We start from the raw sequence: 22,005 nt of genomic DNA on the forward strand, positions 1-22,005 counted from the left end.
GGTGGCGCTGTTAGCCGCGCAGAAGTGACGCTGGCCCCGCGGAGGTAGCGCTACCCCCGCACGGAGATGTCGCCGCTCCCCACCGAGGAAGCGCCCGTCCCCGCGCAGAGGTATCCCCGCTCCCCGCCGAGGTAGCACCCGTCCCCGCACAGAGGTAGCGCGCCGCTCCCCCCACAGAGGTGTCGCTGCTGCCCGTGGAGGTACCGCTGCTCGCCGCGCAGAGGTACCGCTAGTCCCCACGCAGAGGTATTGCCGGTTCCCGCGGGACGCCACTGGTCACCGCTAGGACCCGCCAACGGTCGCCATAGGGAGCCAACGGTTGCCGCGGGAGGTCACGGCGGTGGCACGTCGGGGTTGGCCGGGTGGGCCAGCGTGGGCCGATGCGGGCCGAGGTGGGCCGAGGTGGGTAGGCAGGGTCTGTGAGGTGGCTGTGCATGAGACAGCGCGGCGCGGGTAAAAAGCTCAGATCGACCCGGCGGGGCTTATGTCCCGATTGACCTGGCTTGTGGGGTGGCCGGCCGGCGGATCTTGGGTCGGGGTGGCGCTGAAATGCGAAACGGGCTTGCGTTAGGCACAATGGAGCGATCATGGCGAGCGAGGTGCGGCACCTTGTGGACCGGGGGCAGGCTTACCCCCTGGTCCAACTGTCCGGGGTGCTGGACGCCGGGAGCGCTCCCACCGTCCGGTCCCTGATTCTCGACCTGCTGGCCGAGCAGCCGGAGGCGGTCGTCGTCGATGTGGCGGGGCTGCGGGCGGAGGGGCCGAAGGCCACCGGCATGCTGCGTGAGCTGCGCCGGGAGACCGCCGACTGGCCCAGCGCCCATCTGGTGCTCTCCGCCTCCGAGGCCGCGGCCTGGCAGGACGCCGGCTGGCCGGTCTGGCCGGACAGCGCGCAGGCGTTCGCCGCGCTGGGCGAGCCCGATCACGGTCACCGGGTGAGCCTGGAGCTGGAGCCGGCCCCGGGGGCGGCCCGGCGCTCGCGGGAGCTGATCACCGAGTCATGTGGGCGCTGGGAGTGCCCGGAGCTGGCGGGGCCGGCGTGCATCGTGGTCACCGAGATGGTCAACAACGTGGTGGCGCACGCCCGTACGCCGATGAACGTGCTGCTGGCCACGCACAGCGAGGGAATGAGTGTGGCGGTGCGCGATCGTTCCGCTCATATTCCGAGCTTCGACGGCGCCCCGGTGCCCGTCACCGCGTACGGCGGGCGGGGAATGCTTTTGATCGATTCGGTGTCGAGCCGGTGGGGCAGTCTTCAGCTGGATGCCGGCAAGGTCGTGTGGGCGCTGCTCAGTGATGAGGAAGCGGCCAAGGCCACGCCGCGGAAACCGAACGGCGCGAGCATGACGGACCCCGCACGCGGGTAGATTGCGCTCATGCGAGACAACGACTACCCCGCCGAGGTGTCCGACCCGGAGGCTTCGGGCCTGCCGGACACCGCGGATGACGATTCGACCGCGTACGACGAGGTCGAGAGCGGCCGCTGGGCCGACGGCGCCGACCCGGCCGCGCTGGCGGGTGTCGGCCCGGGCGGCTCCAACCGCTTCGGCGACACCGCGGAGGAGCAGCGCGAGGGCGAGTCCCTCGACTACCGGCTGAGCCAGGAGGAGCCGGACTTCGGCGCCGAGGAGGCCATCCCGCAGCGCCGCGACCCGGTCGACGAGACCGTGGACAGCTCCGAGCAGCGTGACTTCGACGCCGACGTGTGGGGCGCGAGCCCGACCTCGGACCCGAAGTCGCAGGTGTCGCTCTACGACGACGGTCAGCTCGACGACGACGACCCGCAGCCGGTCGGCCGCCTGGTCGCCCCGGACGAGGGCTACGGCTTCGACAACGAGACCGACAGCGTGGCCTACGACGCGGGCGCCTCGGGCGGTGGCGCGTCGGCCGAGGAGCTGGCCATGCACGAGACCAACGCCCCCGACTACGACTGATCGAGGCCCTGCTCGATCACGTAACGGGTGAGCTCCACGCGGTTGTGCAGCTGGAGCTTGCCGAGCGTGTTCTGGACGTGGTTCTGCACCGTGCGGTGGCTCAGCACCAGCCGCTCGGCGATCTGCCGGTACGACAGGCCCTTCGCCACCAGGCGCAGCACCTCGGTCTCGCGCTCGGTGAGCTTCGGCGCGCCCTCTCCTGGGCCGGCCGGCTCGCCGCTGACCGCGAGCCGGCGGAACTCGCCGAGCACCAGCCCGGCCAGGCCGGGAGTGAAGACGGTGTCGCCGGCCGCCGTGCGGCTCACCGCGTCGAGGAACTCTTGCAGGCCGGCCGACTTGAGCAGATATCCGGTGGCGCCGGCCTTCATCGCGTCGAGCACGTCCTGCTGCTCGCCGCTGGCCGAGAGCATGAGGATCCGTACGCCCGGGACCGCACCCAGCAGGCCGTTGATGACCTCGACGCCGGAGATGTCCGGCAGCTGCAGGTCGAGCACGACGACGTCGGGGCGGGCCGCGGCGGCGATGCGTACCGCCTGACGCCCCTCCCCGCTCGCCGCCACCACGTCGTAGCCGGCGGTGGTCAGGTCACGGCTGACGCCTTCGCGCCACATCGGGTGGTCGTCGACCACCATCACCCGGATCGCAGCGCTCACCGGCTCACGATATCGGGGCCCGTGGCACGGCCATCTCCACCTCGGTTCCCTGACGGGCCGCCGAGCCGATCTCGACCCGGCCGCCCAGGTCCTCCACCCGGCCCCGGATCGACTGGGCCACCCCGAGCCGCCCCTGCGCCTGCGCCTGGGCCAACCGGTCGGGGGCGATGCCGCAGCCGTCGTCGCGGACGCTGACGACGACCTCGCCCGGCTCGTCCTCCACGAAGACGTACGCCTTGGTGCCGGGGGCACAGTGCTTGGCCACGTTGTCCAGCGCCGCCGCCACGGCCAGCCGCAGTTCGCGCGCCGTGGCCGCCGGCAGCCGGACGGGCCCGGCCGGTCCGGAGATCGTCACGACGGGCGAGGCGTACGCCTCCAGCAGCGCCATCAGGTCGAGGTCCTCCCCCTGCGGGTCGCTCAGCGCCCGGCCCGCCATCAGGCTGCGCAGCGCCGTCTCCTGCTCCCCGGCCAGCCGGGCCAGCTCACCGGCCTCCCCGTCGAGGCCCACGCCGCGCCGCTTGACCAGGGCGAGCACTTGCAGCACGGAGTCGTGCACCTCCCGGGCCAGCCGCTCCCGCTCACGGGTGGCCGCCTCCAGCTCGACCGCCCGTTCGAGCCGTTCCTGGGCCACCTCGGCGATCCGGACCAGGTAGCCGACCGCGATCGCGGCCAGCAGCATCAGCACCGCGCCGGTCAGCGCCGCCTGGTCGTAGTGGGCCCGCACGATCAGGTCGGTGGCCCCCATGGCGAGGGCGGCCGCGATGCCGGCCCGGCGCCCACCGGCGACCGCCCAGCACAGCACGGGTGCGACGTGCCAGGCGACGGCCAGCGTGGGCAGGCCGGCCTCGAGCCCGCCGCGGCCGACGACCACGATGCTGGCGGCCAGCGCGGCCATGGTGATCACCAGGTCGGTGGCCAGCAGCGGTGGACGGCGGCGGGCCGGGTCGGCGTACGCGTAGGTGGTGACGACGGTCCACGCCGCCATCACGGCCAGCACCGGCCAGGCCAGCACCGGCCGCCGGTAGTCGCCCACGTTGCTGATCACCAGGATCGTCGCGTACGTCAGGGCGGCGATCCGGTAGACCGCGATGGCCCGCCACAGGGGGGCCGCGAACCCGCTCGTGCGTCCGTCCGGCATGCGCCGACCCTCCCATATGACACCGGTGACCGGCAGGCGGCGATGCGGGAAGATCGGGCGTGGCCTAACGTCGAAGGATCAGCACCGAGATTCTGCTCTCCGAAACCTTCGACCACAGCTCGATCACCGCGCTGCGGCACGCCGTCGCGTCCTGCGCCGCCGAGGCCGGTCTGCGCGGCGACCGCCTGGACGACTTCGTGGTGGCGGTCAACGAGCTGCTCACCAACGCGGTCCGGCACGGCGGCGGTCTGGGCCGGGTCGCCGTGTGGCATGCCGACGGCTCGGTCGTGTGCGAGGTGAGTGACACCGGCGGGGGCCTGTCGGCCCATCGGGCGGAGCCGGCCGTACGCCCCGCGGCCGATCAGCCCGGCGGATGGGGCCTGTGGCTGGCCGAGGAGCTGACGGACACTTTCGATCTCCGGACCGGCCGGGGCGGTACGACTGTCCGGATATCCAGCCGATCATCCTTAAGAGAACCTTAAACCGCGCCCCCTGAGCTTGCGTGAGCCCTACTCACGTTTAATGTCGTGCTCGCTGTTATGGAGGGCCTTCAGTCCGCTCAAGGGCGGCGGCGGGGCGGTTGGACCGGGGGTTAGTGGTGGGGGCACGTCACCGTACTGACACGTCGAGATGGCCGATCCGTCCGCGCGCGGTCGTGGCCCTCGCGGTGGCCGGCGTCGGGCTCGCGGCGGCGATCTACCTGCCCGGCCGCAACGACGTGGCCGACGCCTCGGAACGGCGCTCCAGCTTCTCCGACAACTTCGACGGCCACCGGCTCGACGCCGCGAAGTGGCTGATCGACGGCGATGACCGGGAGAACGGCCGCCAGCGCGACGGTCAGCTCGTCGTCGACCGCCTGATGAGCACCCGCAAGGCCTTCGCCCAGCCGTTCGGGCACGCCGAGGCGCGGATCAAGGTGGACCGCGAGAGCGGCCCGTGGCGGGCCTTCGGCGTGGTCGACAAGTACGGCCGGGTGCTGCGCGGCACGCTCGAGACCCTCGACGAAGACGCGGATCCGACCTCGGGCGACGACTTCCACACGTACGTCATCGACTGGTCGCCGGAGGCGATCGTCTGGTCCGTGGACGGCAAGCCGGCCCTGCGGCTCGTGCCGGACGAGCCCGGCCTGCCCATCGCGCTGGTGCTCAACCTGGCCACCGACGGCCGCCGCCCCGGCCGGATGGTCGTCGACTTCGTGACGGTGACAGCCGGCTCGAAGCCCGTGCCGACGCCGTCCGTCTCCGCCACTTCCGAGCCGCCGAGCGCCGCTCCGACCAGTTCGGCGCCTCCGAGCTCGGCCCCGGCCAGTTCGGCGCCCACCAGCAAGGCGCCCACCAGCAAGGCGCCCACCAGCAAGCCGCCGGCCGCGCCGGCATGGAAGACGTTCACCGATTACAAGGCCGGTGACCTGGTGACGTACGGCGGCGCCACCTACCGGGTCAAGGAGGCGCACACCTCCCTGCCCGGCTGGGAGCCGACGGCCCTGCCCAACCTGTTCCAGAAGGTCAGCGGCTGATCTGATAGGTGTCGCCGTAGACGCTCCAGCTCAGCGGGGCCGTCAGGTCGAGGTTGCTACGGCCGAGGAACCGGCGCTGGGCGGTATCGATCCGGGTCGTGTCGCTGTGCGCCTGCTCGGAGCGCATCTCCGCGACGCGGGCATTGAGGAATGCGTTGAGATAGGCCAGCTCGTCGCCGCCCTGGGCCGGGGTCTTGACCGTACGCATCGCGGCCGCCCGGATGCCCTGCAGCCCGGACACCCCGTGCATGACGGCAGCGTCGAAGTACGCGAACTGCCCCAGCGCCCGTAGACCGTCGAGGCGGGCCATGCGGACCGACGGGTTGAAGTACATCCAGTCGCGGGCGTCCTCCTGGACCTTCTGGAAGATCGGGTCCTTGGCCGCCGTGCGCCAGGCCGCCGGGAACCCCGGGTCGAGACCCGCGTGCGAGTCGGAGCCGTCCACCGTGCGCAGCGCCGGCAGGTAGCGGGCGAGCACATTGACCGGCTTGCGCCTGGTGTACTCGCGGACCACCTCGAGCATGTCGGACGTGCCCGAGCAGAAGCCCACGATGCCCGCCGTGTACCCCCGGCCGTCGTCGATGTCCTCGATGTAGGCGAACGAGTTGCGCCAGCTCACGGTCGAGTTCTCGGCGCTCGAGACCAGCTGCAGCGCGGCCTCCTTCTTCCGGCCGTCCTCCAGCCCGGAGGCGAGCGAGCCGGTCGGCGGGGCGGCCGCCGGCAGCACCTTCGACGCCGGCCCGTAGACCCGGACGTCGCCGAGCGAGTAGCCGCCGGACCGCACCGCCCGCTGCGTCGCCAGCACCCGGACGAACCGCCCCACGCCGTTGAGGCGCTTCAAATCGTCCGTGCCGCCGTTGCCGGCCACCGTCGCGTAGACCGACGTCCAGTTCGCGCCGTCGGTCGACGTCTGCACACGGTAGGTCTTGGCGTACGTGGCGGCCCAGCGCAGCGAGACCCGCTCGATCCGCTTGACCGCGCCGAGGTCGATCCGCAGCCACTGGCTACCCGGGCCGTTGGCGCTGGCCCACCGCGTGACCGTGCTCGTGTCCGTCGCCTGGCCCGCGGTCGCGCCCCGTTCCACCGACGAGGCGGTGGCGGGGCGGCCACGGGAGATGAGCACGTTGTTGTCGGCGCCGGCCGTGACGGAGATGGCCAACGGGACGCAGGCGACCACCGCCACCCCTGAGCCCAGCGCCACCGATCTGATCGATCCTGCTCGGAAACGCATCCTTCAACGCTAGGCCGGGATTCGTCATGATCCCTGGGGTTCGGCCAAAAACGACTACTTCCGCTTGCGGTTCCGGGACACCAGAACAATCACCAGAACGATCGCCGCGACCACGAAAAGGCAGCACAGGGCGCCGAAGATGCCGAAGAATCCGAAGCCACGACGACCGCGCCGGGCCTTGGCCGCCTCGATGGCGAGATCGGCCACCCCGTTGCTCGCCGCCCACGCGTGCACCGGCACGACCAGCGTCAGCACCGCGCCGGTCACCGCCGCGGCCATCCGGGACCACCACTTCACCACAGCAGACATGCCACCCATCTTGACTCACATCCGCAAGAAGGTGGGACAGCGGGAGACGGACTACGCCCGATCCGGCAGGGTATGACCAGCAGGACCGAACTGAAAGGGGTGCGGATGGACGCCGACCTGGCGGCATTGGCGACGGCTCACGGGGTGGCCACCTGGTACGAGGACTGGCACCGCGAGCGCAAGGACGTCTCCGCCGAATCCGTCGTCGGGGTGCTCGGCCTGCTGGGGGTGGACGCCACCACACCGGCCGCGATCAGCGCCGGGCTCGCCGCGGTGCGCGAGCGCGACCGGCTCGGCCGGATGCCCGGCACCGTGGTCGTCCGGGAGGGCGAGGGCCGCGAGCTGCCCGGCCCGGCCACGATCGAGCTCGAGGACGGCGCCACCCGCGACGTGCGCGAGGTGCCGGCCGATCTGCCCCTGGGCTGGCATCGACTGGCCGTCGGCGGGCAGACCGTCACGCTGGTCGTGGTGCCGACCGAGCTGCCCGAGCCGCCGCAGACCTGGGGCTGGATGCTGCAGCTGTACGCGCTGCACTCGGCCCGTTCGTGGGGCATGGGCGACCTGGGCGACCTGCGGGAGTTCCTCGGCGTCTCCGGCTCGCCGGGTCTGGTGCTGCTCAACCCGCTGCACGCGATCACCCCGACGCTGCCGGTGCCGGCCTCGCCGTACTCGCCGTCCAGCCGCCGCTTCGTCAACCCGCTCTACCTGCGCATCGAGGACATCCCGGAGTACCAGCGGGCCGAGCCCGCGCTGCGCGAGCGGATCGACGCGCTGCGGCCGGAGACGACCGATCTGATCGACTACAGCGCCGTCTGGACGGCCAAGCGGGCCGCCCTGGAGCTGCTCTGGCCGCTGGCCGACAAGGTGGACGAGCCCGACGAGGGCCTGATCGACTTCGCCCGGTTCTGCGCCCTGGCCGAGGTGCACGGCCCGAACTGGCAGGCCTGGCCGTCGGAGTACCAGCGGCCGGACGCGCCCGCCGTGAAGGCCTTCGAGAGCGACCGGATCGCCTTCCACGCCTGGCTCCAACGGCTGCTGCTGGCGCAGCTGGAGGCGGCCAACGACGAGGCCCGGCGCCGGGGCATGCCGGCCGGGGTGGTGCACGACCTCGCGGTCGGCATCGACCCGAGCGGGGCCGACGGCTGGCTGCTGCAGGACGTGCTCGCGGCCGGTGTCCACGCGGGGGCCCCGCCGGACGCGTTCAACCAGCTCGGCCAGGACTGGGGCCTGGCCGCCTGGCGGCCCGACCGGCTCATCGAGACCGGCTACGCGGCCTACCGGGACATGCTGCGGCGGATCTTCCGGTACGCCGGTGGGCTGCGGGTCGACCACGTGGCCGGGCTCTGGCGGCTCTGGTGGGTGCCGCCGGGCATGGGGGCCGACGGCGGCACGTACGTGCACTACGACCCGGCCGCGATGCTGGGCATCCTGGCCCTGGAGGCCCAGCGGGCCGGCGCCGTGGTGATCGGCGAGGACCTGGGAACCGTGCTGCCCGAGGTCACCGAGGGCCTGGAGCGGATGAACATGCTCGGCTCGGCCGTGCTGTGGTTCACCCGCGACGACGACGATCCGGACGGCGGTTACCTGCCCGCCGCGAAGTACCCGCGCAACGCCCTGGCCTCCATCTCGACCCACGACCTGCCCACCGCGGCCGGTTTCCTGGCCGGCGAACAGGTGAAGGTGCGGGCCGAGCTGGGCCAGCTGGCCGGGCCGGTCGAGCAGGAGCGGAAGAACGCCGACAAGGACCGCGGCCAGCTGCTGGCCGCGCTGCGGGCCGAGGGTCTGATCACCGCGGACAGCACCGACGACGAGGTCGTCGTGGCCATGCACGAGTTCCTGGCCCGGACGCCGTGCCGGTTCGTGACGGCCTCGCTCTACGACGTGCTGGGCGAGCTCGACCAGCCGAACCTGCCCGGCACGATGGACGAGTACCCGAACTGGCGGATGCCGCTCAAGACGGGGCTGGAGAAAATAGCCGAGGACCCGCGGGTCGCCGCGATCGCACGGATCCTCGGAGAGAGAAAGGCAAGCCGATGAGTTTCCTGAACAAGGCCAAGGACTTCCTCGACAAGCACGACAAGCAGGTCGACCAGGCCCTCGAGAAGGTCGGCGAGCAGGTCGACAAGCGCACCAAGGGCAAGTACTCGTCGCAGATCGACAAGGGCGTCAACGAGGCCCAGAAGCGCACCGGCGACGGCGACACCCGTCCCTGACGTTTCCCTCCTTCTTGCTCGGGAAGCACTAAGACGTTCCCCGAGCAAGAAGGAGAAGGCGATGAGCTTCCTGGACAAGGCCAAGGACTTCGCGGACGACCACGACAAGCAGGTCGACCAGGGCCTCGAGAAGGCCGGCGACCAGGTCGACAGCCGCACCGGTGACAAGTACTCGTCCCAGATCGACAAGGGCGTGGACGAGGCGCAGAAGCGCACCGGCGACGGCGACACCAACGGCTGAGCGAGCCTCAGACCGCCAGCGGCGGAGGCGGCGGATCGTCGTCGACCGCGTGCAGCATCGGGTGCAGCGGGACGAAATTGTCCCGCTGCCGGCACAACAGCGGCGGCAGCAGCGACGAGCGGTGCTCCGGGTGCTCGGCACAATGCCGCATGGCCCGGGTCACCGCGTCGCTGTGGTGCCGCCCGCCGCCGTACTCGCCGCAGTTGCCGCAGTCCCAGCGCCAGAACGCGGGCCCCTCGTCCGACGGGTACCGCCGGATCTTCAGCGGTGGGCCGGCTTCCTCCTGGGCCGCGGCGAGGATGGCGGGCATGGAGCCGGCCGGGGGCGGGCCCGCGGGGCGGCGCGCTTGCTCGCCGATGATCTGCGCCAGCACATTGCTAGTCGACACGGCTCACCTCCGTACAGAAAAAGAGAGACGACGCCGAGAAGTCTGGCCATAAAAGGGCGCTTTTGGGCGTGATTTCGGAATGGCTGACCCGATCGGGATACTTGCTGCGTGGCACAGCGCAGAAAATCGGAGCGGATCGTCGAGACGGTCGCCTCCGGTGTGGCCGAGGTGATTCCGGACCCCGACCGCGACAGCGCCTTCACGCTGGTGCTCGACGGCGCACCGCAGTCACACGTCGATCTGGCCGACCCGGCCCACCTCGAGTTCGAGTACATCCGGCGGATGGCCGCGGCGATCGACCTGATCGCCCCGCCCGGTCAGCCGCTACGCGCGCTGCACCTCGGCGGCGGGGCGCTGACCCTGCCCCGCTACCTCGCGGTCACCCGGCCCGGCTCGGCCCAGCGGGTGGTCGAGATCGACGGGCCGCTGGTCGAGCTCGTCCGCCGGGTCCTGCCGTTGCCGGCCAAGGCGAACATCCGGGTCCGGGTCGCCGACGCCCGGGCCGCCCTGGAGGGCATGCGTGACGGCGGGTACGACCTGATCGTGCTGGACGTCTTCGCCGGCGCCCGCACGCCGGCCCACCTCGCCTCGCTGGAGTTCATGCGGGAGGTGGCCCGCGTGCTCGACCCGGCCGGCTGGCTGATCGCGAACATCGCCGACGGCCCACCCCTGCGCCACGCCAAGGCCCAGGTCGCCACGATCCGGGCCGCGCTGCCCGAGGCGTGCCTGGTGGCCGACGCGGCCGTGCTGCGCGGCCGCCGCTTCGGCAATCTGGTGCTGCTGGCCGGCCGGACTCCGCCCCCGATCGCCGAACTGTCCCGAAGGGCGGCCGGCGACTGGTTCCCCGGCCGGGTCGAGACCGACCTCGACCGGTTCACCGGTGGAGCGCCGGCCGTGACGGACGGTGTCGCCGTAGCGTCACCGCTTCCGCCAGCGGGCCTCTTCGGTAACCGTAAGTAACCACTTTCCGGCCAAAGGGTTGAAGGTTTTCCGGCCTGTCGTGTACTCGTCAGGAAATCCGGTGTGATTCGCGCTTGCCCACTTGTTTGACTCTCGGCGCCCCGCTGTAATCGGTTACGGCCGCGTGTGGGGGCGCGGCACGACTGGGGGGATAGCCGCGCATGCCGGACAAGTACTTCGCGTCCGCAGATACAGGGCCGGGCGCCGCGCCGACAAGCGCGGCCCCCGCCTCATCGTCACTGCGTGACTCGATACAGAGCGCAACGGAGCGAGTGCTCTGGAGCGGACAGTGCGCCGTCGCCGAGTACGCGTTCGACGAGCCGGCCTCGATGCCGCGCTGGACGCTGCCCGAGGAGACCGAGGTCGTGGTCACCGAGGAGCGGGTGGTCTACCGCGACCCGGTCACCCAGAGCACCGGCGAGCTGCGCTGGCCCTGGCCGCAGCACCTGCGGGTGCAGCCCGGCAACCGCGACGCCGGCCGCTCGGCCACCGTCACCCAGATCCAGCTCGTCTGCGCCGGGCCGCACGGGTCGTTCCCGGCCCTGGTCTTCGCCGGCGGCGACCTGACCGCCGTCAGCGACGCCGACCGCCTGGCCAACACGCTGCGCCAGGCCATCGCCCGCTACCGGGTCGAGCACGCCGGAGAGCTCGGCATCCCGGTACTGCAGACCCGCATGCTGTCGCGCCTGGTCATCGGCCCGGAGTTCAACAACTTCCAGGGCGGCGACGGCCAGACGGTGACGTTGATCGGCGCGGTGTCGGTGCAGCAGCTGGCGGCCGAGCCCCAGGCCCCGCAGAACCCCTGGGTCGCCGCCGCCTACGCCCCGCCCGCGGCCGACACCTACGCGCGGCCCGCGCGCTCCTCCTCGTACGGCTATGCGTCCACGCCGCCCGTCGTCTCCGGCCCGCCCGCGGCCGGCTCGGCGGCCGTGATCCGCCCGGCGTCCCCCGCCCCGGCGGCGCCGATCGTGCCCGCCCCCGCGCCCCGGCCGCCCGCGGTGCCCATGACACCGCCCCAGGTGCCGGTCGCCCGTGGGCGGTCGACCGCCGAGGGCCGGCGCCCCGCGATGGCCGACGACACCGACCAGCGCGGCCGCGACGACCTCGACTCCCGCGCCGCCAGCCTGGCCGCGCGGGTGGCCGACCTCGTGGCCGGCGGGGCCGAGACGAGCAGCACCCGCCCGACCGGCGAGACCAACCTGTCGGCCTTCCTCGAGAGGCCGGTGCCGCGCTCCCCCGAGCCGCCGCCGTACGGTGGCGCCTCCGCCCCGACCTCGGGCGCCGGCTGGGACACCCCGACCCCCAGCCCGACCTCGGGCGCCGGGTGGGACACGTCCGAGCGGGCCGAGTCGGTGCGCCGCACGGCCGCCCGCTTCGCCGGCAACGCGGCCCGCAGCCGCGGCTCGATCCCCCGTCAGGACACCGGCGACGTGCCCAGCCCGGGTAGCCACCGCCAGGGCTGAGTCACCCGGGCCCCGCCGGGCCGAGCCGGCCCCCGGATCAGCTCCGGGCCGGGCCGGCCTGCGTCGCCGCCGGGACGTAACACGTTCCGGCGGCGACGCGCTCGTCGTGCAGCCGGTGGGCCCGCCGGAGCAGCTCCATCAGCTCGTCCTCGGAGCGGATCCGGGCCCGGTACTTCTCGGGCAGCCCCTTGAGCCGGGCCTCCTCGACGAGCAGCTTGTGGAAGATCTCGTCGCAGTAGGCGGGGTCGGTCTCGATGTCGAGGAACTCCGTCGCGTGCCGGCGGGCCGCCGCCACGTACGTCTGGGCCCGGCCCTTGGGGCTCAGCAGCGACGCCACCACGGTGATCAGCAGGATCGAGACGATCAGCGCCAGCGACAGCGCGGTCGAGATCTCCACGACGTGGATCGACTCGCCGTCGTTGATGAACGGCACGTTGTTCTCGTGCATGGCGTGCAGGATCAGCTTCACCCCGATCAGGGCCAGGATCGCGGCCAGCCCGTACGACAGGTAGACGAGCCGGTCGAGCAGGCCGTCGATCAGGAAGTACAGCTGGCGCAGGCCGAGCAGGGAGAACGCGGTCGCGGTGAAGACCAGGTACACGTTCTGGGTCAGGCCGAAGATGGCCGGGATCGAGTCGAGCGCGAACAGGATGTCGGTGCCGCCGATGGCCACCATGACCAGCACCATCGGCGTCAGGACCCGCTTGCCGTCCTGGACGGTGAACAGCTTGTCGCCGTCGTACTCGTCGGAGGTGCGCAGGACCCGCCGGGCGATGCGGATCACGAAGTTGTCCGGCTTCTCCTCCTGCTCGCCGCGCTGCTCCCGCAACAGGTTGCCCGAGGTGATCAGCAGGATCAGGCCGAACAGATAGAAGATCCAGGCGAACGAGTTGATCAGCGCCGAGCCCAGGAAGATGAACCCGGTCCGCGCGATCAGCGACACCACGATGCCGACGAGCAGCACCTTCTGCTGGTCGGCCCGGGGCACCTTGAAACTGCCCAGCAACAACAGGAAGACGAAGAGGTTGTCGACCGACAGCGCCTCCTCGGTCACGTAGCCGGCGAAGTACTCCGCGCCCATCTGGCTGCCGCCGAAGACCCACACCCCGAGCCCGAAGAGGATCGCGATCGACACGTAGATCGACGTCCAGCGGGCCGCCTCGCCGATCGTCGGGATGTGCGCCTTACGCACGTGGAAGAAGAAGTCGAAGAGCAACAGCCCGACGATGCCGAGCACGGTCGCCACCCACACCACACCCGACACATCCTGCATGGGCACATCCTAGGGCGACTATGTGACCGCGGCGCGACGTTGCGAGGCGGTGAGGAAGAGCACGCCGGTCAGATCGGCCCCCCGAAGATCCGTACCGCGCAGGTCGGCCCCGGTGAAATCGGCCCGGCGCAGATCGGCCTCCCGCAGATCGGCGCCGATCAGCAGCGCCCCCCGGAAGCTCGCCCCGCGCAGATCGGCCTTACGCAGCCGCCGCCCGATCAGGTCGGCCCCGCTGTGATCGGGCCGGTTACGCCCCCGGGCCAGCTCGCTCGCCTTCCGCAGAAGCGGGTTGACCCGGCCCCGATGCGCGTCGAGGTCCAGCTTCCTCAGTTCCGCCGGCGTCCCGCCGGCCAGCCGATCGGTCTCGGCCAGGGCCTGATCCAGCTTGAGATGTACGCGCCGAGCCTCGTCCAGCTTCCGAGCCTCACTCAGATACCACATGATCTCGTGCAGCTGCCGCATCACCGGCAGGCTGGCGAACATCGGCCCGGACAGCGCCGGGTCGTCCCGCCACGTCCGCCCGCCGAAGGTCTCCTGCGTGATCCGCTGCCCGGCCCCGAAACAGTCGAAGACCACACACCCGTGAAAGCCGCTCGGCTCCAACCGGTCATGAATCTTGCACCGGAAGTCATCGGCGAGGTTGAGACAGGCTTGGCCGGCCGCTTTGGTCACGGCAAAGTCTGAGGATTTGACGAACGCGGGCGCGACGCAGCAGAGACCCGCGCAGTTGGCGCAGTCGGCGTGAAGCTCTCGATCAGTCATACGGCCCTAACTGTCGCAGACAGTCCCGCGCGCCCGTTTCCCGGAGTCAGCGGCACCCGAGATGCAACCCCTTCCTCTTCATGAGGGCCGCTCCCCCAGTCGAAACATCTTGTGTCCGAGACAGCAAGCAGCTGACGACAGACACCCCGGACCGAAACCGGGAAGCCACGGATAACCGAAACCAGGGGAGTCAATAGATGCGGAACATGCTTCAGGTCGTCGGCGGCGTCGCCGCTGCTGGTGTCATCGCTGCCAGTGCCACCGCCCTGACCGGCGCAGGTCTGGTCCGGACCGGCACCGGCGCTGACCAGTGGATCGGCGGTAAGGTCGTCCAGGCCGTGAACGGCGCGTCGTTGGACGCCGTCACCTACACCTTCCAGGACGACGCCAAGCAGCAGCTGACCGGTTTCAACCTTACTCTGACCGGCGCGGCGAGCAAGACCATCGTGCTCAAGCCCGTCGGAACGCCGGGCACGCTCACCACCGCGGTCGAGTGGGTCTGCACGGGCACCGGCGTCGGATCCTCGACGTGGGACGGCACCGCCAAGACCATCACCGTTGTGGGTGGCGTCGGCACCGGAACGCTCGCATGCATCACCGCTGACTCCGGCCACCTGGCCGCTGGTTATCAGAACAACCTCAGCAGCCTCGAGGTCACGGTCTCCTAATCCGCTCCGCATGGCTATCCGGGGTGCGAGGCTACCTGTAGTCGCGTATCCCCGGGAGCACCGATCCAGAAGCCTCTTCGCACCGCCGTCGTGGCCGTCATCCTCGGGATGGCGGCCATCGGTGCTTGGGCGGTCATCACTGAGCGATTGACCTACGTGGTTACCGAAGGCATCAGCATGAACCCGGTCTACTACCAGGGTGATCTAGTCTTCGTCACGAAGGCCGATTCGTACCATGTTGGGGAAATTGCCGCTTATCATGGATCCAGTCCGGGGCAGCGCGTGCTCCACCGCATCATCGGTGGCGACGGTTCCTCCGGATTCGTTCTGAAAGGGGATAACAACCAGTCGGTCGACACTCCGACCCCTACCACGGAGGAGATGATCGGCCGCGCCGCCCTGCACGTGCCCCACGGCGGCATCTGGTTGAAACCCCTTCTCAGCCCCAGCGGGCTCGGGACGCTCAGCTTTCTGGTCATCAGCGGCGGAGCCGCCGCGGCGCGAAACCGGCGGGAGATCCCGCGAGGTCGCCGGAAGAAGAAGGTGAAGGCGATGTCGCGGCAGGGAGGCTCGCTGGAGACCGCCGCGGCGGTCCTCAAAGCAGTGCATCGCCTTTCGCCGCTCCTGCGCGGAGCCTCATACATCGCGGCCGCCCTGACCCTCCTGGCACTCCTTCTCGGCATCCTGGGCTGGATGAAGCCGATCGTTGAAAATCGACGGATCGCTGCTCCGCCCAGCCAATCAATCACCTACTCGTACTCGGCGAAAGTGCCTAAGTCGGCAGCCTATGACGACACCACCGTCACATCGCCCGAGCCCGTCTTCCGCCGACTGGCCGACAACGTCGATCTGCTCACCACGTACAAGGGCCCTGCCGGCATCTTCGACCTGAGCGCCCGGCTCACCAACGGCACCGGCTGGCACACAACCCTCCAGCTGGTTGATAAGCGAGCCTTCACCGACTCGGTCTATGAAGCGACGGCGAAGTTCGACCTCAAGTCCCTGGTAGCACGAGCCGACGCCGCGTCCAAGGCGATCGGCATGGCGAGTACCGGTACGGTCTCCGTCGCCCTCACCGCACGGGTCGTCTCTCCCGGCATCGGAAGCATCGCGGCGCCGCTCACCTTCGAGGTGACCCCGATGCAGATGATGCTCAGCGGAAATTCAAAGTTGACGACGAGCAGCTCCGGGTCGGCGAGCACGGCCGTCGTACCGCGAGAAATCGGAATTCTTGGTCTAACGGCATCACAAGCCCGGTCCTACGCAATTCTCTCGTTGATCGCAGCGGGCGCGATAACGGCCATTGTGTTCTTGTTGTCTCGGCGCGCCATGCCGCTGCGGACACGAGCACAAATCGAGCGCCGATACCCCCAGCTTCTCGTCCACGTCGAGCCGATGCCCAGCCCTCCGGGTAAGCCCGTCGTCAACGTCGACAACTTCCCGGCACTGGTCAAACTGGCCGAAAAGTATGGGCAGATGATCCTGACGTGGCGGCGTGAGGACTCGGACGACTTCGTTGTGCGTGACGAAGGAATCACGTACCGCTATCGCGTGCCCATCGGTCAACCGGAGCTTTTGGATATCGAGCACCAAAATCGGCCCACAACGGCCGGGAATCATCGTCGGAAGGCCTCGTCGCCGGTGACCTGACGGTCGCCGGTAATTGTCCTGGCGGGCCATGCCGGAGTGGCTATTGATCACTACACTGCTGCAAATGATCTCCAGGCTTACGTCCACGGCCGCCGTCGTCGGGATCGCCGCGGCGTTGGCCGTTGCGGCTCCGGCGTCCGCGGCCGGCACCCCCGTTCTGAAGGCCAGCGCCTCGGTCATCGTCGGCTACAACCCCGTCACCCTGTCGGGCACGGCCGACCCGGGCGCGCAGGTGCAGCTGTACGAGACCGCCATCGGCTGGAACGACATGCAGCCGGCCAAGGACTGGACCGCCGGTGAGGGCCCGGTCGTGGCCACGGCCGACGCTCAGGGCCGGTACGAGTTCAGCCGGTACATCGACTCGGGCTTCTACTTCGAGGTGCACCAGGGCACCGTCGTCTCCAACAAGGTGACCGTCTACTCGAAGCTGGAGGTCGGTCTCGACGGCTCGTCCACGGTCGCCGGCCGGGCCGACCTGACCGCCTGGAACGTTCCCGGGCAGGGCAAACTGCCGTACCAGTTCCAGCTGAAGCAGTCGAACGGCACCTGGAAGACCGTCGCCACCGGCAAGGGTTCGAGCGACGACGAGGGCGCCTTCCTCGACGCGAAGATCAGCGGGCTCGCTCCGGGCAGCGTGCAGACGTTCCGGGCGTACGTCGGCGGCGACACGAGCCAGGGCCTGCAGGGCAACTACTCCAAGGAGCTGAAGGTCACCGTGAAGGCGGCGGCCAAGCCGACCGGACCCGGTGTCGGCTCGGTGCAGTTCACCAAGATCCGGTACGACTCGACGGGCGCCGACACCGGCACCAACGCGAGCCTGAACTCGGAGTGGGTCAAGCTCACCAACAAGACCAAGACCCGGGTGAACCTGAACGGCTGGCACGTCCGGGACGCGCAGAGCATCATCTACAAGTTCAACGGCAACATCTACCTGAACGCCGGCGCCTCGATCTTCGTGCAGACCGGCAAGGGCACCAACACCGCGACCCACCGGTTCTGGGGCCGCGCCGGCAAGAACGGCTACGTCTGGAACAACGGCGGGGACACGGCCCAGCTGCGTACCCCCACGGGTCTGACGATCGACGCCTGCAAGTGGGCGATCGTCGGCACGGGCGAGACCAACTGCTGACCTGTACGGCTTCTTGAGGGGCCCGGTTCCGTACGGAACCGGGCCTTTTCGCGTTCTCAGACCCCGGCGGCGCCGATCAGCGCCGCCGCCATGTCGACCGCGTCCGGCGCCTCGCCGTGCATCACGGCCCAGGCGCTGGCCCCGTCGAAGGTCATCGTGAGCTGCCGGGCCAGCTTGGCCGGGTCGGCGGCGCCGGCCTTCTCGGCCTCCTCGCGGAAGAACGCGGTCAGCATGTCCTTGTAGCGCCGGGCGACCAGCCGCGCGGGATGCTCCGGGCTCTTGACCTCGACCGAGACGGCGACGAACGGGCAGCCCTGAAACCCCGGCTCGGTCGCCGTCTCTTCGAGCCGCCGGAAGACGTGCAACATCCGCTCGCGGGGCGTCTCACCGTCGTCGTCCTCCGGCAGGAGGTACGCGGTGAAGGCCGGCCCGACGCGTTCGAGCCCGGCCGCGAGGATCTCGTCCTTGCTGCCGAACAGCTGGTACATGGAGCGCTTGGACACGCCGGCGGCCCGGCTGAGCGCCTCGACCCCGACGCCGACGCCCTCGCGGTAGAAGAGATCCGCCGCAGCGTCGAGCAACCTGTCCCGCGTGGCTTCCCCAGTCATGGCGCCACTGTACCTCGCCTAAAAACCGATCGGTTTCCTACATCACACACGACGACCTTGCCCATCGGAAACCGATCGGTTTACGGTGGTGGAAACCGATCAGTTTTCTTCGAGGGGACACGACATGACCGACATCAAGAACTCGGTAGTGCTAGTCACCGGCGGCAGCCGCGGCATCGGCAAGGCCCTGGTCGAGGAGCTGTACGCCCGAGGCGCGGCCAAGGTCTACGCCACGGCCCGCGATCCGCGCACCGTGACCACCCCCCACGCCGTACCCCTGGCCCTGGAAGTCACCGACGAGGCCTCGATCGCCGCCGCGGCCGCCCAGGCCCCTGACGTCACCATCCTGATCAACAACGCCGGCCTGTCGTCCGGCGCCTCGTACCTGGACTCTCCTCTGAGTGAGGTCCGCCGCGACATGGAGGCCAACTTCTACGGCCCGCTCCTGCTGACCCGCGCCTTCGTCCCGATCATCGAGCGCAACGGCGGCGGCCACCTCCTCAACGTCCACTCGGCGCTCTCCTGGTTCGCCGACGGCGGCCCGTACAGCGCCTCCAAGGCCGCCCTGTGGTCGCAGTCCAACTCCCTGCGCCTGCTGCTCAAGCCGCGCGGCATCAGCGTCACCGGCCTGCACGTCGGCTACGTCGACACCGACATGGCGGCCACGATCGACGCGCCGAAGACCGCGCCCCGCGACGTGGCCGTCGCCGCCCTCGACGGCATCGAGTCCGACGCCTCCGAGGTCCTCGTCGACGAGATCAGCCGCAACGTCAAGGCGGCCCTCGCCGGCGACCTGACCGCCCTCTACCCGCAGATCGCGGCCTGAGGGCCCGGCGGTCCGGGGCGGCGCACTGTGATGGCAGGTGCACGCCCACGGCCGCTGTCCGGGATCAGTCCGGGAGTTCGACTGGCCGATCGCGCCGGTCATCGCCACCACCGAGGAGACGAACACCAACCGTCCCCGCGGGCTCGCAGCATCCCCCAGGTCGCCCGCCGGGCCACCCGGTAGGCGCCGGCCAAATTGGCGTCGACGACCTCGAGAAAACATTCCTCAGTCATTGGCAACAACAATGAGTCGGCCACCGCACCGGCATTGGAGATCAGAATTCCGACCGGTCCGCCGAGCAGTTCCTCGGCGGCTGTGAAACAGTTGTCGACCGATTCGGAGTCGCGGACGTCGCAGGTGACGGCGAGCAGGCCGGGCGGTGGCGGGTCCTTCCGGTAGGTCACCACCACCTGTACGCCGTCCTCAGTGTCTCGTGGCGTCGCGCCCGCGCATCGCCAGGTAGAGGCCGTAGCAGAACTCCAGGGCCCCGATCACCATCAGTACCACGCCGACCTTCGTCAGCGTGAACACCGGGATCTCGATGTCCCCGGCGAACATCCACAACAGCAGTCCGACCACGAATGTGGCGGAGCCGATCACGAGGTTCTTGCTCATCGCACCCATTGCTTTCACCTTTGGATCGGCGGGATTCAGATGCATTCCAGGGCCTTTCCTCGAAGCTATCCAGAAATGCGCGCCGGGGCGTCCGGCGGAAGTTGCAGCAGCCGGTACTCCAAAGGAAGTAGCGTGTCGGGCTGCCCGGGCGAGCGCACCAGGACCTCACCTGACCACGCCGTCCGGCACCGGCGTGCCGTCCGCACCGATGATGCGGACCTCGACCCGGGGCAGCGGACGGCCGCACCCCACCGGCTGGTCACCGACGGCCAGGGCGACGTTGCCGAGTTCGGTGCTGACGTACCCGTCGAGAAGGGGTTTCCGGTCGCCTCGCGGAAAGCCGCGGCGCGGCGCCGGCAGCGGCGCGCCGCCACCGCGTTCCGGTTCAGTCACGGTTCCACGGCTCCGGCTGGTCGGTGTGCAGTCGCAGTTCCCGGGCCAGCACCGCCGCCTCCACCCGGCTGCGCAGGTTCAGCTTGGTCAGGATCCGGCTCACGTGGGTCTTGGTGGTGGTGCTGGCCATCCCGAGCACTTCGGCGATCTCCCGATTGGACAGTCCGGCCCCGATGTGGGCCAGCACCTCACGCTCGCGGGTGGTCAGTTCGTCCACCCCGGCCGCCGAGCCGGCAGCTGGTGGGACGTGCTGCTGAGCGAACGCGGTGATCACCCGGCGGGTCACCTCGGGGGAGATCATCCCCTCCCCCCGGGCGATCACCCGGACTCCCTCGATCAGCATGTCGGCGTCAGTGTCCTTGAGCAGGAAACCGGCCGCACCGGCCCGCAGCGCGCCGTACACGTACTCGTCGAGGTCGAAGGTGGTCAGGATCAGCACGTCGGTGAACTCCGCCAGCTGCCGAGTGGCCGCGATGCCGTCCATCCGGGGCATCCGGATGTCCATCAGCACCACGTCCGGTTGCAGGCTGCGGGCCAGTGCGATGGCCTCCTCGCCGTTGCTGGCCTCGCCGACCACCTCGATGTCCGGCGCGGCGCTGAGCACCAGCACCAGTCCGGCCCGGACCGCCCCGTGGTCATCGGCTACCAGGACCTTCGTCGTCACTGACTCGTCTCCTCCACCGGCAGGCTGACCCGGACCCGGAACACGCCACCGGCCGCCTCGGCGGAGAACGTTCCGCCCAGCAGCGACGCGCGTTCGCGCATCCCGATCAGACCCGCTTTGGCACCGTAGGTCTCGAGGCCACCACCGGACGCCGTCCGTACCGGATTGGACACCGCGATCACCAATTGCTCCGCCTCGTACTTGATGCGCATGTCCACCTCACCGTCGCCGTGTTTGATCACATTGGTGAGACTCTCCTGGGCGATCCGGTACGCCGCCATGTCCACGGCCACCGGCAACAGCCGCGGCACTCCCAACGTCGTCATCCGTACCGTCACACCGGTCTGCTCCACCTGCCGGACCAGGGCCGGCACGTCGTCGATACCGAGCGCGCCGGTCAGCACGCCGGTGTCGTTCATCCGCAACAGGTTGATCGACTCGCGCAGCTCAGCCAGCCCGCGCACCGCACTCTCCCGGATGACCGTCAGCGCCTGGCGCATCTGCTCGTGCCGCTCCTCGGACAGCGACAGGGCGCCGGTGGAATGAATGGCGATGATGCCCATGTGGTTGGCGACCACGTCGTGCAACTCGCGGGCCATCCGGGTGCGTTCGGACGCCACCGCCTGCCGGTTGTCCAGCTCGGCGAGCCGGGCCACCTGCTCGGCGTTGCGCCGCTCGGCCTCGGACTCCTCGCGGTGCTCACGGATCGAGATGCCGCTCCACACCGGGAGTACCAGCACGATGGCCAGCAACACCCCGGTTACCGCCGCGCCCGTCGTCTGGTAGGTCAGCATCGACGCGATCATCACGCCGATGGTGAGCATGCCGCCGATCCACAGCAGCAGCTTGGGCAACCGCCGGGGCCCGTGCACCGCGGCGTCGTGCAAAATCTGGCTGAAGATCACCACGGTCGCCAGCGACGGTCCCAGAGCCACGTCGGTCATCGCCGCGACGGTGCCCAGCCCGAGACCGGCGATCGGCCGGCTGCGAGTCAGCCCGGCGGCGATCCCGGCGGCGATCCCGGTGCACAGCAGCCACCCGGAGTTGTCGTGGTTGTCGTTGGCGCCGAGCACGGTCAGGACCGCCGCGCCGCTGATGCACGCGGCGGCGACGAGCAGGTCGCGGCGGTTCAGGCCGGCCGGGATCATCCCCTCATCATGCGGGATGTCCCGTTCCGCCGGCGTCCCGCCGTGAGGCAGGAGCCCGGGCGGGCCGCTCAGGCGACAGTGATCGGCAGTGACGACAACCCCCGCAACCTCAAGCGGTCGCGCCGCACGACCGGGCCGGCCGGGCTGATCCGCGGGAACCGGCGGCATCAACCGCCTCAAAGCCCTAGATGCTCGAAGTGCCAGAAGTCCGGCGAGTGGCTCC

Annotated in this window: 26 protein-coding genes; 13 read left to right on the plus strand and 13 right to left on the minus strand. The window is 70.1% G+C overall.

Annotated features, from left to right (window positions below):
- Window positions 1–587 precede the first annotated feature (587 nt).
- Together AB0J66_RS09020 and AB0J66_RS09025 are read left to right on the plus strand one after the other, a co-directional pair.
- Window positions 588–1,367 carry an ATP-binding protein gene (locus AB0J66_RS09020; protein ID WP_364657588.1) on the plus strand — a complete coding sequence of 260 codons (780 nt, stop codon included), beginning with the start codon at window positions 588–590 and terminating at the stop codon, window positions 1,365–1,367.
- Window positions 1,368–1,376: 9 nt separating this feature from the next.
- Entirely contained in the window at window positions 1,377–1,934 is a 558-nt protein-coding gene (locus tag AB0J66_RS09025) for a DUF5709 domain-containing protein (protein ID WP_364657591.1), read from the plus strand.
- Here the strand turns inward: AB0J66_RS09025 and AB0J66_RS09030 are convergent.
- Both AB0J66_RS09030 and AB0J66_RS09035 read right to left on the minus strand, forming a co-directional pair.
- On the minus strand, window positions 1,925–2,566 hold the full coding sequence (locus AB0J66_RS09030) for a response regulator transcription factor (RefSeq protein ID WP_364658654.1): 642 nt from the start codon (window positions 2,564–2,566) through the stop codon (window positions 1,925–1,927). The two genes, AB0J66_RS09025 and AB0J66_RS09030, sit on opposite strands and share 10 nt — an antisense overlap.
- Window positions 2,567–2,591: 25 nt before the next feature.
- On the minus strand, window positions 2,592–3,725 hold the full coding sequence (locus tag AB0J66_RS09035; protein ID WP_364657594.1) for a DUF5931 domain-containing protein: 1,134 nt from the start codon (window positions 3,723–3,725) through the stop codon (window positions 2,592–2,594).
- A 77-nt stretch (window positions 3,726–3,802) separates the two neighbouring features.
- Between AB0J66_RS09035 and AB0J66_RS09040 the strand changes: the two genes are divergently transcribed.
- Both AB0J66_RS09040 and AB0J66_RS09045 read left to right on the plus strand, forming a co-directional pair.
- Window positions 3,803–4,207: an ATP-binding protein gene (locus AB0J66_RS09040; protein WP_364658657.1), complete on the plus strand. Its 405-nt coding sequence runs from the start codon at window positions 3,803–3,805 to the stop codon at window positions 4,205–4,207.
- A gap of 173 nt (window positions 4,208–4,380) precedes the next feature.
- Window positions 4,381–5,241 (plus strand): carbohydrate-binding protein, encoded by an 861-nt coding sequence (locus AB0J66_RS09045; RefSeq protein WP_364657597.1) that lies wholly within the window; start codon window positions 4,381–4,383, stop codon window positions 5,239–5,241.
- Here AB0J66_RS09045 and AB0J66_RS09050 read toward each other — a convergent pair.
- Window positions 5,231–6,472: a chitosanase gene (locus tag AB0J66_RS09050; protein WP_364657600.1), complete on the minus strand. Its 1,242-nt coding sequence runs from the start codon at window positions 6,470–6,472 to the stop codon at window positions 5,231–5,233. The two genes, AB0J66_RS09045 and AB0J66_RS09050, sit on opposite strands and share 11 nt — an antisense overlap.
- Before the next feature lie 54 nt (window positions 6,473–6,526).
- Complete coding sequence (locus AB0J66_RS09055) at window positions 6,527–6,781, minus strand: hypothetical protein (RefSeq protein WP_364657603.1); 255 nt, start codon at window positions 6,779–6,781, stop codon at window positions 6,527–6,529.
- A 105-nt stretch (window positions 6,782–6,886) separates the two neighbouring features.
- Between AB0J66_RS09055 and malQ the strand changes: the two genes are divergently transcribed.
- From malQ to AB0J66_RS09070, 3 genes are all read left to right on the plus strand, one after another.
- Entirely contained in the window at window positions 6,887–8,818 is a 1,932-nt protein-coding gene (gene malQ / locus AB0J66_RS09060) for a 4-alpha-glucanotransferase (RefSeq protein WP_364657605.1), read from the plus strand.
- Window positions 8,815–8,994: an antitoxin gene (locus AB0J66_RS09065; RefSeq protein WP_364657608.1), complete on the plus strand. Its 180-nt coding sequence runs from the start codon at window positions 8,815–8,817 to the stop codon at window positions 8,992–8,994. Before malQ ends, AB0J66_RS09065 begins: the two co-directional genes overlap by 4 nt.
- A 61-nt stretch (window positions 8,995–9,055) precedes the next feature.
- Window positions 9,056–9,235 (plus strand): antitoxin, encoded by a 180-nt coding sequence (locus AB0J66_RS09070; RefSeq protein WP_364657610.1) that lies wholly within the window; start codon window positions 9,056–9,058, stop codon window positions 9,233–9,235.
- A 7-nt stretch (window positions 9,236–9,242) separates the two neighbouring features.
- Here the strand turns inward: AB0J66_RS09070 and AB0J66_RS09075 are convergent, their stop codons facing one another.
- A complete protein-coding gene (locus AB0J66_RS09075) occupies window positions 9,243–9,623 on the minus strand; it encodes a hypothetical protein (protein WP_364657613.1) in 381 nt (126 codons plus the stop codon).
- Between the two features lie 108 nt (window positions 9,624–9,731).
- Between AB0J66_RS09075 and AB0J66_RS09080 the strand changes: the two genes are divergently transcribed.
- Together AB0J66_RS09080 and AB0J66_RS09085 are read left to right on the plus strand one after the other, a co-directional pair.
- Window positions 9,732–10,583: a fused MFS/spermidine synthase gene (locus AB0J66_RS09080; RefSeq protein WP_364657616.1), complete on the plus strand. Its 852-nt coding sequence runs from the start codon at window positions 9,732–9,734 to the stop codon at window positions 10,581–10,583.
- A gap of 272 nt (window positions 10,584–10,855) precedes the next feature.
- A complete protein-coding gene (locus AB0J66_RS09085) occupies window positions 10,856–12,046 on the plus strand; it encodes a translation initiation factor 2 (protein WP_364657618.1) in 1,191 nt (396 codons plus the stop codon).
- Between the two features lie 37 nt (window positions 12,047–12,083).
- Here AB0J66_RS09085 and AB0J66_RS09090 read toward each other — a convergent pair whose 3' ends face one another.
- Together AB0J66_RS09090 and AB0J66_RS09095 are read right to left on the minus strand one after the other, a co-directional pair.
- Window positions 12,084–13,319 carry a TerC family protein gene (locus AB0J66_RS09090; RefSeq protein ID WP_364657621.1) on the minus strand — a complete coding sequence of 412 codons (1,236 nt, stop codon included), beginning with the start codon at window positions 13,317–13,319 and terminating at the stop codon, window positions 12,084–12,086.
- An 18-nt stretch (window positions 13,320–13,337) separates the two neighbouring features.
- Window positions 13,338–13,895, minus strand: a complete 558-nt coding sequence (locus AB0J66_RS09095; protein WP_364657622.1) for a pentapeptide repeat-containing protein — start codon at window positions 13,893–13,895, stop codon at window positions 13,338–13,340.
- Between the two features lie 383 nt (window positions 13,896–14,278).
- On the opposite strand from AB0J66_RS09095, the gene AB0J66_RS09100 reads away from it, so the two are divergent.
- The 3 genes from AB0J66_RS09100 (at window position 14,279) to AB0J66_RS09110 (ending at window position 17,528) form a co-directional block, all read left to right on the plus strand.
- Window positions 14,279–14,749, plus strand: coding sequence for a hypothetical protein (locus tag AB0J66_RS09100; RefSeq protein ID WP_364657625.1), 471 nt, complete (start codon window positions 14,279–14,281; stop codon window positions 14,747–14,749).
- 90 nt (window positions 14,750–14,839) lie between these two features.
- A complete protein-coding gene (locus AB0J66_RS09105) occupies window positions 14,840–16,399 on the plus strand; it encodes a signal peptidase I (RefSeq protein WP_364657627.1) in 1,560 nt (519 codons plus the stop codon).
- Window positions 16,400–16,463: 64 nt separating this feature from the next.
- On the plus strand, window positions 16,464–17,528 hold the full coding sequence (locus tag AB0J66_RS09110; RefSeq protein ID WP_364657630.1) for a lamin tail domain-containing protein: 1,065 nt from the start codon (window positions 16,464–16,466) through the stop codon (window positions 17,526–17,528).
- Between the two features lie 56 nt (window positions 17,529–17,584).
- Here AB0J66_RS09110 and AB0J66_RS09115 read toward each other — a convergent pair whose 3' ends face one another.
- Window positions 17,585–18,136 (minus strand): TetR/AcrR family transcriptional regulator, encoded by a 552-nt coding sequence (locus AB0J66_RS09115; RefSeq protein ID WP_364657632.1) that lies wholly within the window; start codon window positions 18,134–18,136, stop codon window positions 17,585–17,587.
- A gap of 124 nt (window positions 18,137–18,260) precedes the next feature.
- Between AB0J66_RS09115 and AB0J66_RS09120 the strand changes: the two genes are divergently transcribed.
- On the plus strand, window positions 18,261–18,962 hold the full coding sequence (locus AB0J66_RS09120; RefSeq protein WP_364657634.1) for an SDR family oxidoreductase: 702 nt from the start codon (window positions 18,261–18,263) through the stop codon (window positions 18,960–18,962).
- Window positions 18,963–19,060: 98 nt separating this feature from the next.
- On the opposite strand, the gene AB0J66_RS09125 is transcribed toward AB0J66_RS09120, so the two are convergent.
- The 5 genes from AB0J66_RS09125 to AB0J66_RS09145 all read right to left on the minus strand — a co-directional run bounded on the left by AB0J66_RS09125 (window position 19,061) and on the right by AB0J66_RS09145 (window position 21,782).
- Window positions 19,061–19,372 (minus strand): SDR family NAD(P)-dependent oxidoreductase, encoded by a 312-nt coding sequence (locus tag AB0J66_RS09125; protein ID WP_364657636.1) that lies wholly within the window; start codon window positions 19,370–19,372, stop codon window positions 19,061–19,063.
- A 13-nt stretch (window positions 19,373–19,385) separates the two neighbouring features.
- Window positions 19,386–19,586 (minus strand): DUF5708 family protein, encoded by a 201-nt coding sequence (locus AB0J66_RS09130; protein ID WP_364657638.1) that lies wholly within the window; start codon window positions 19,584–19,586, stop codon window positions 19,386–19,388.
- 156 nt (window positions 19,587–19,742) lie between these two features.
- The gene (locus AB0J66_RS09135) at window positions 19,743–19,970 is read right to left on the minus strand and encodes a hypothetical protein (RefSeq protein WP_364657640.1); all 228 of its coding nucleotides are present in this window, start codon (window positions 19,968–19,970) and stop codon (window positions 19,743–19,745) included.
- Window positions 19,963–20,634, minus strand: coding sequence for a response regulator transcription factor (locus AB0J66_RS09140; protein WP_364657643.1), 672 nt, complete (start codon window positions 20,632–20,634; stop codon window positions 19,963–19,965). Before AB0J66_RS09140 ends, AB0J66_RS09135 begins: the two co-directional genes overlap by 8 nt.
- The gene (locus tag AB0J66_RS09145) at window positions 20,631–21,782 is read right to left on the minus strand and encodes a histidine kinase (RefSeq protein ID WP_364657646.1); all 1,152 of its coding nucleotides are present in this window, start codon (window positions 21,780–21,782) and stop codon (window positions 20,631–20,633) included. The genes AB0J66_RS09140 and AB0J66_RS09145 overlap by 4 nt, the downstream gene beginning before the upstream one ends.
- Window positions 21,783–22,005 lie beyond the last annotated feature (223 nt).

It is taken from the genome of Actinoplanes sp. NPDC049598, from assembly GCF_040675435.1.
Taxonomy (GTDB): domain Bacteria; phylum Actinomycetota; class Actinomycetes; order Mycobacteriales; family Micromonosporaceae; genus Actinoplanes.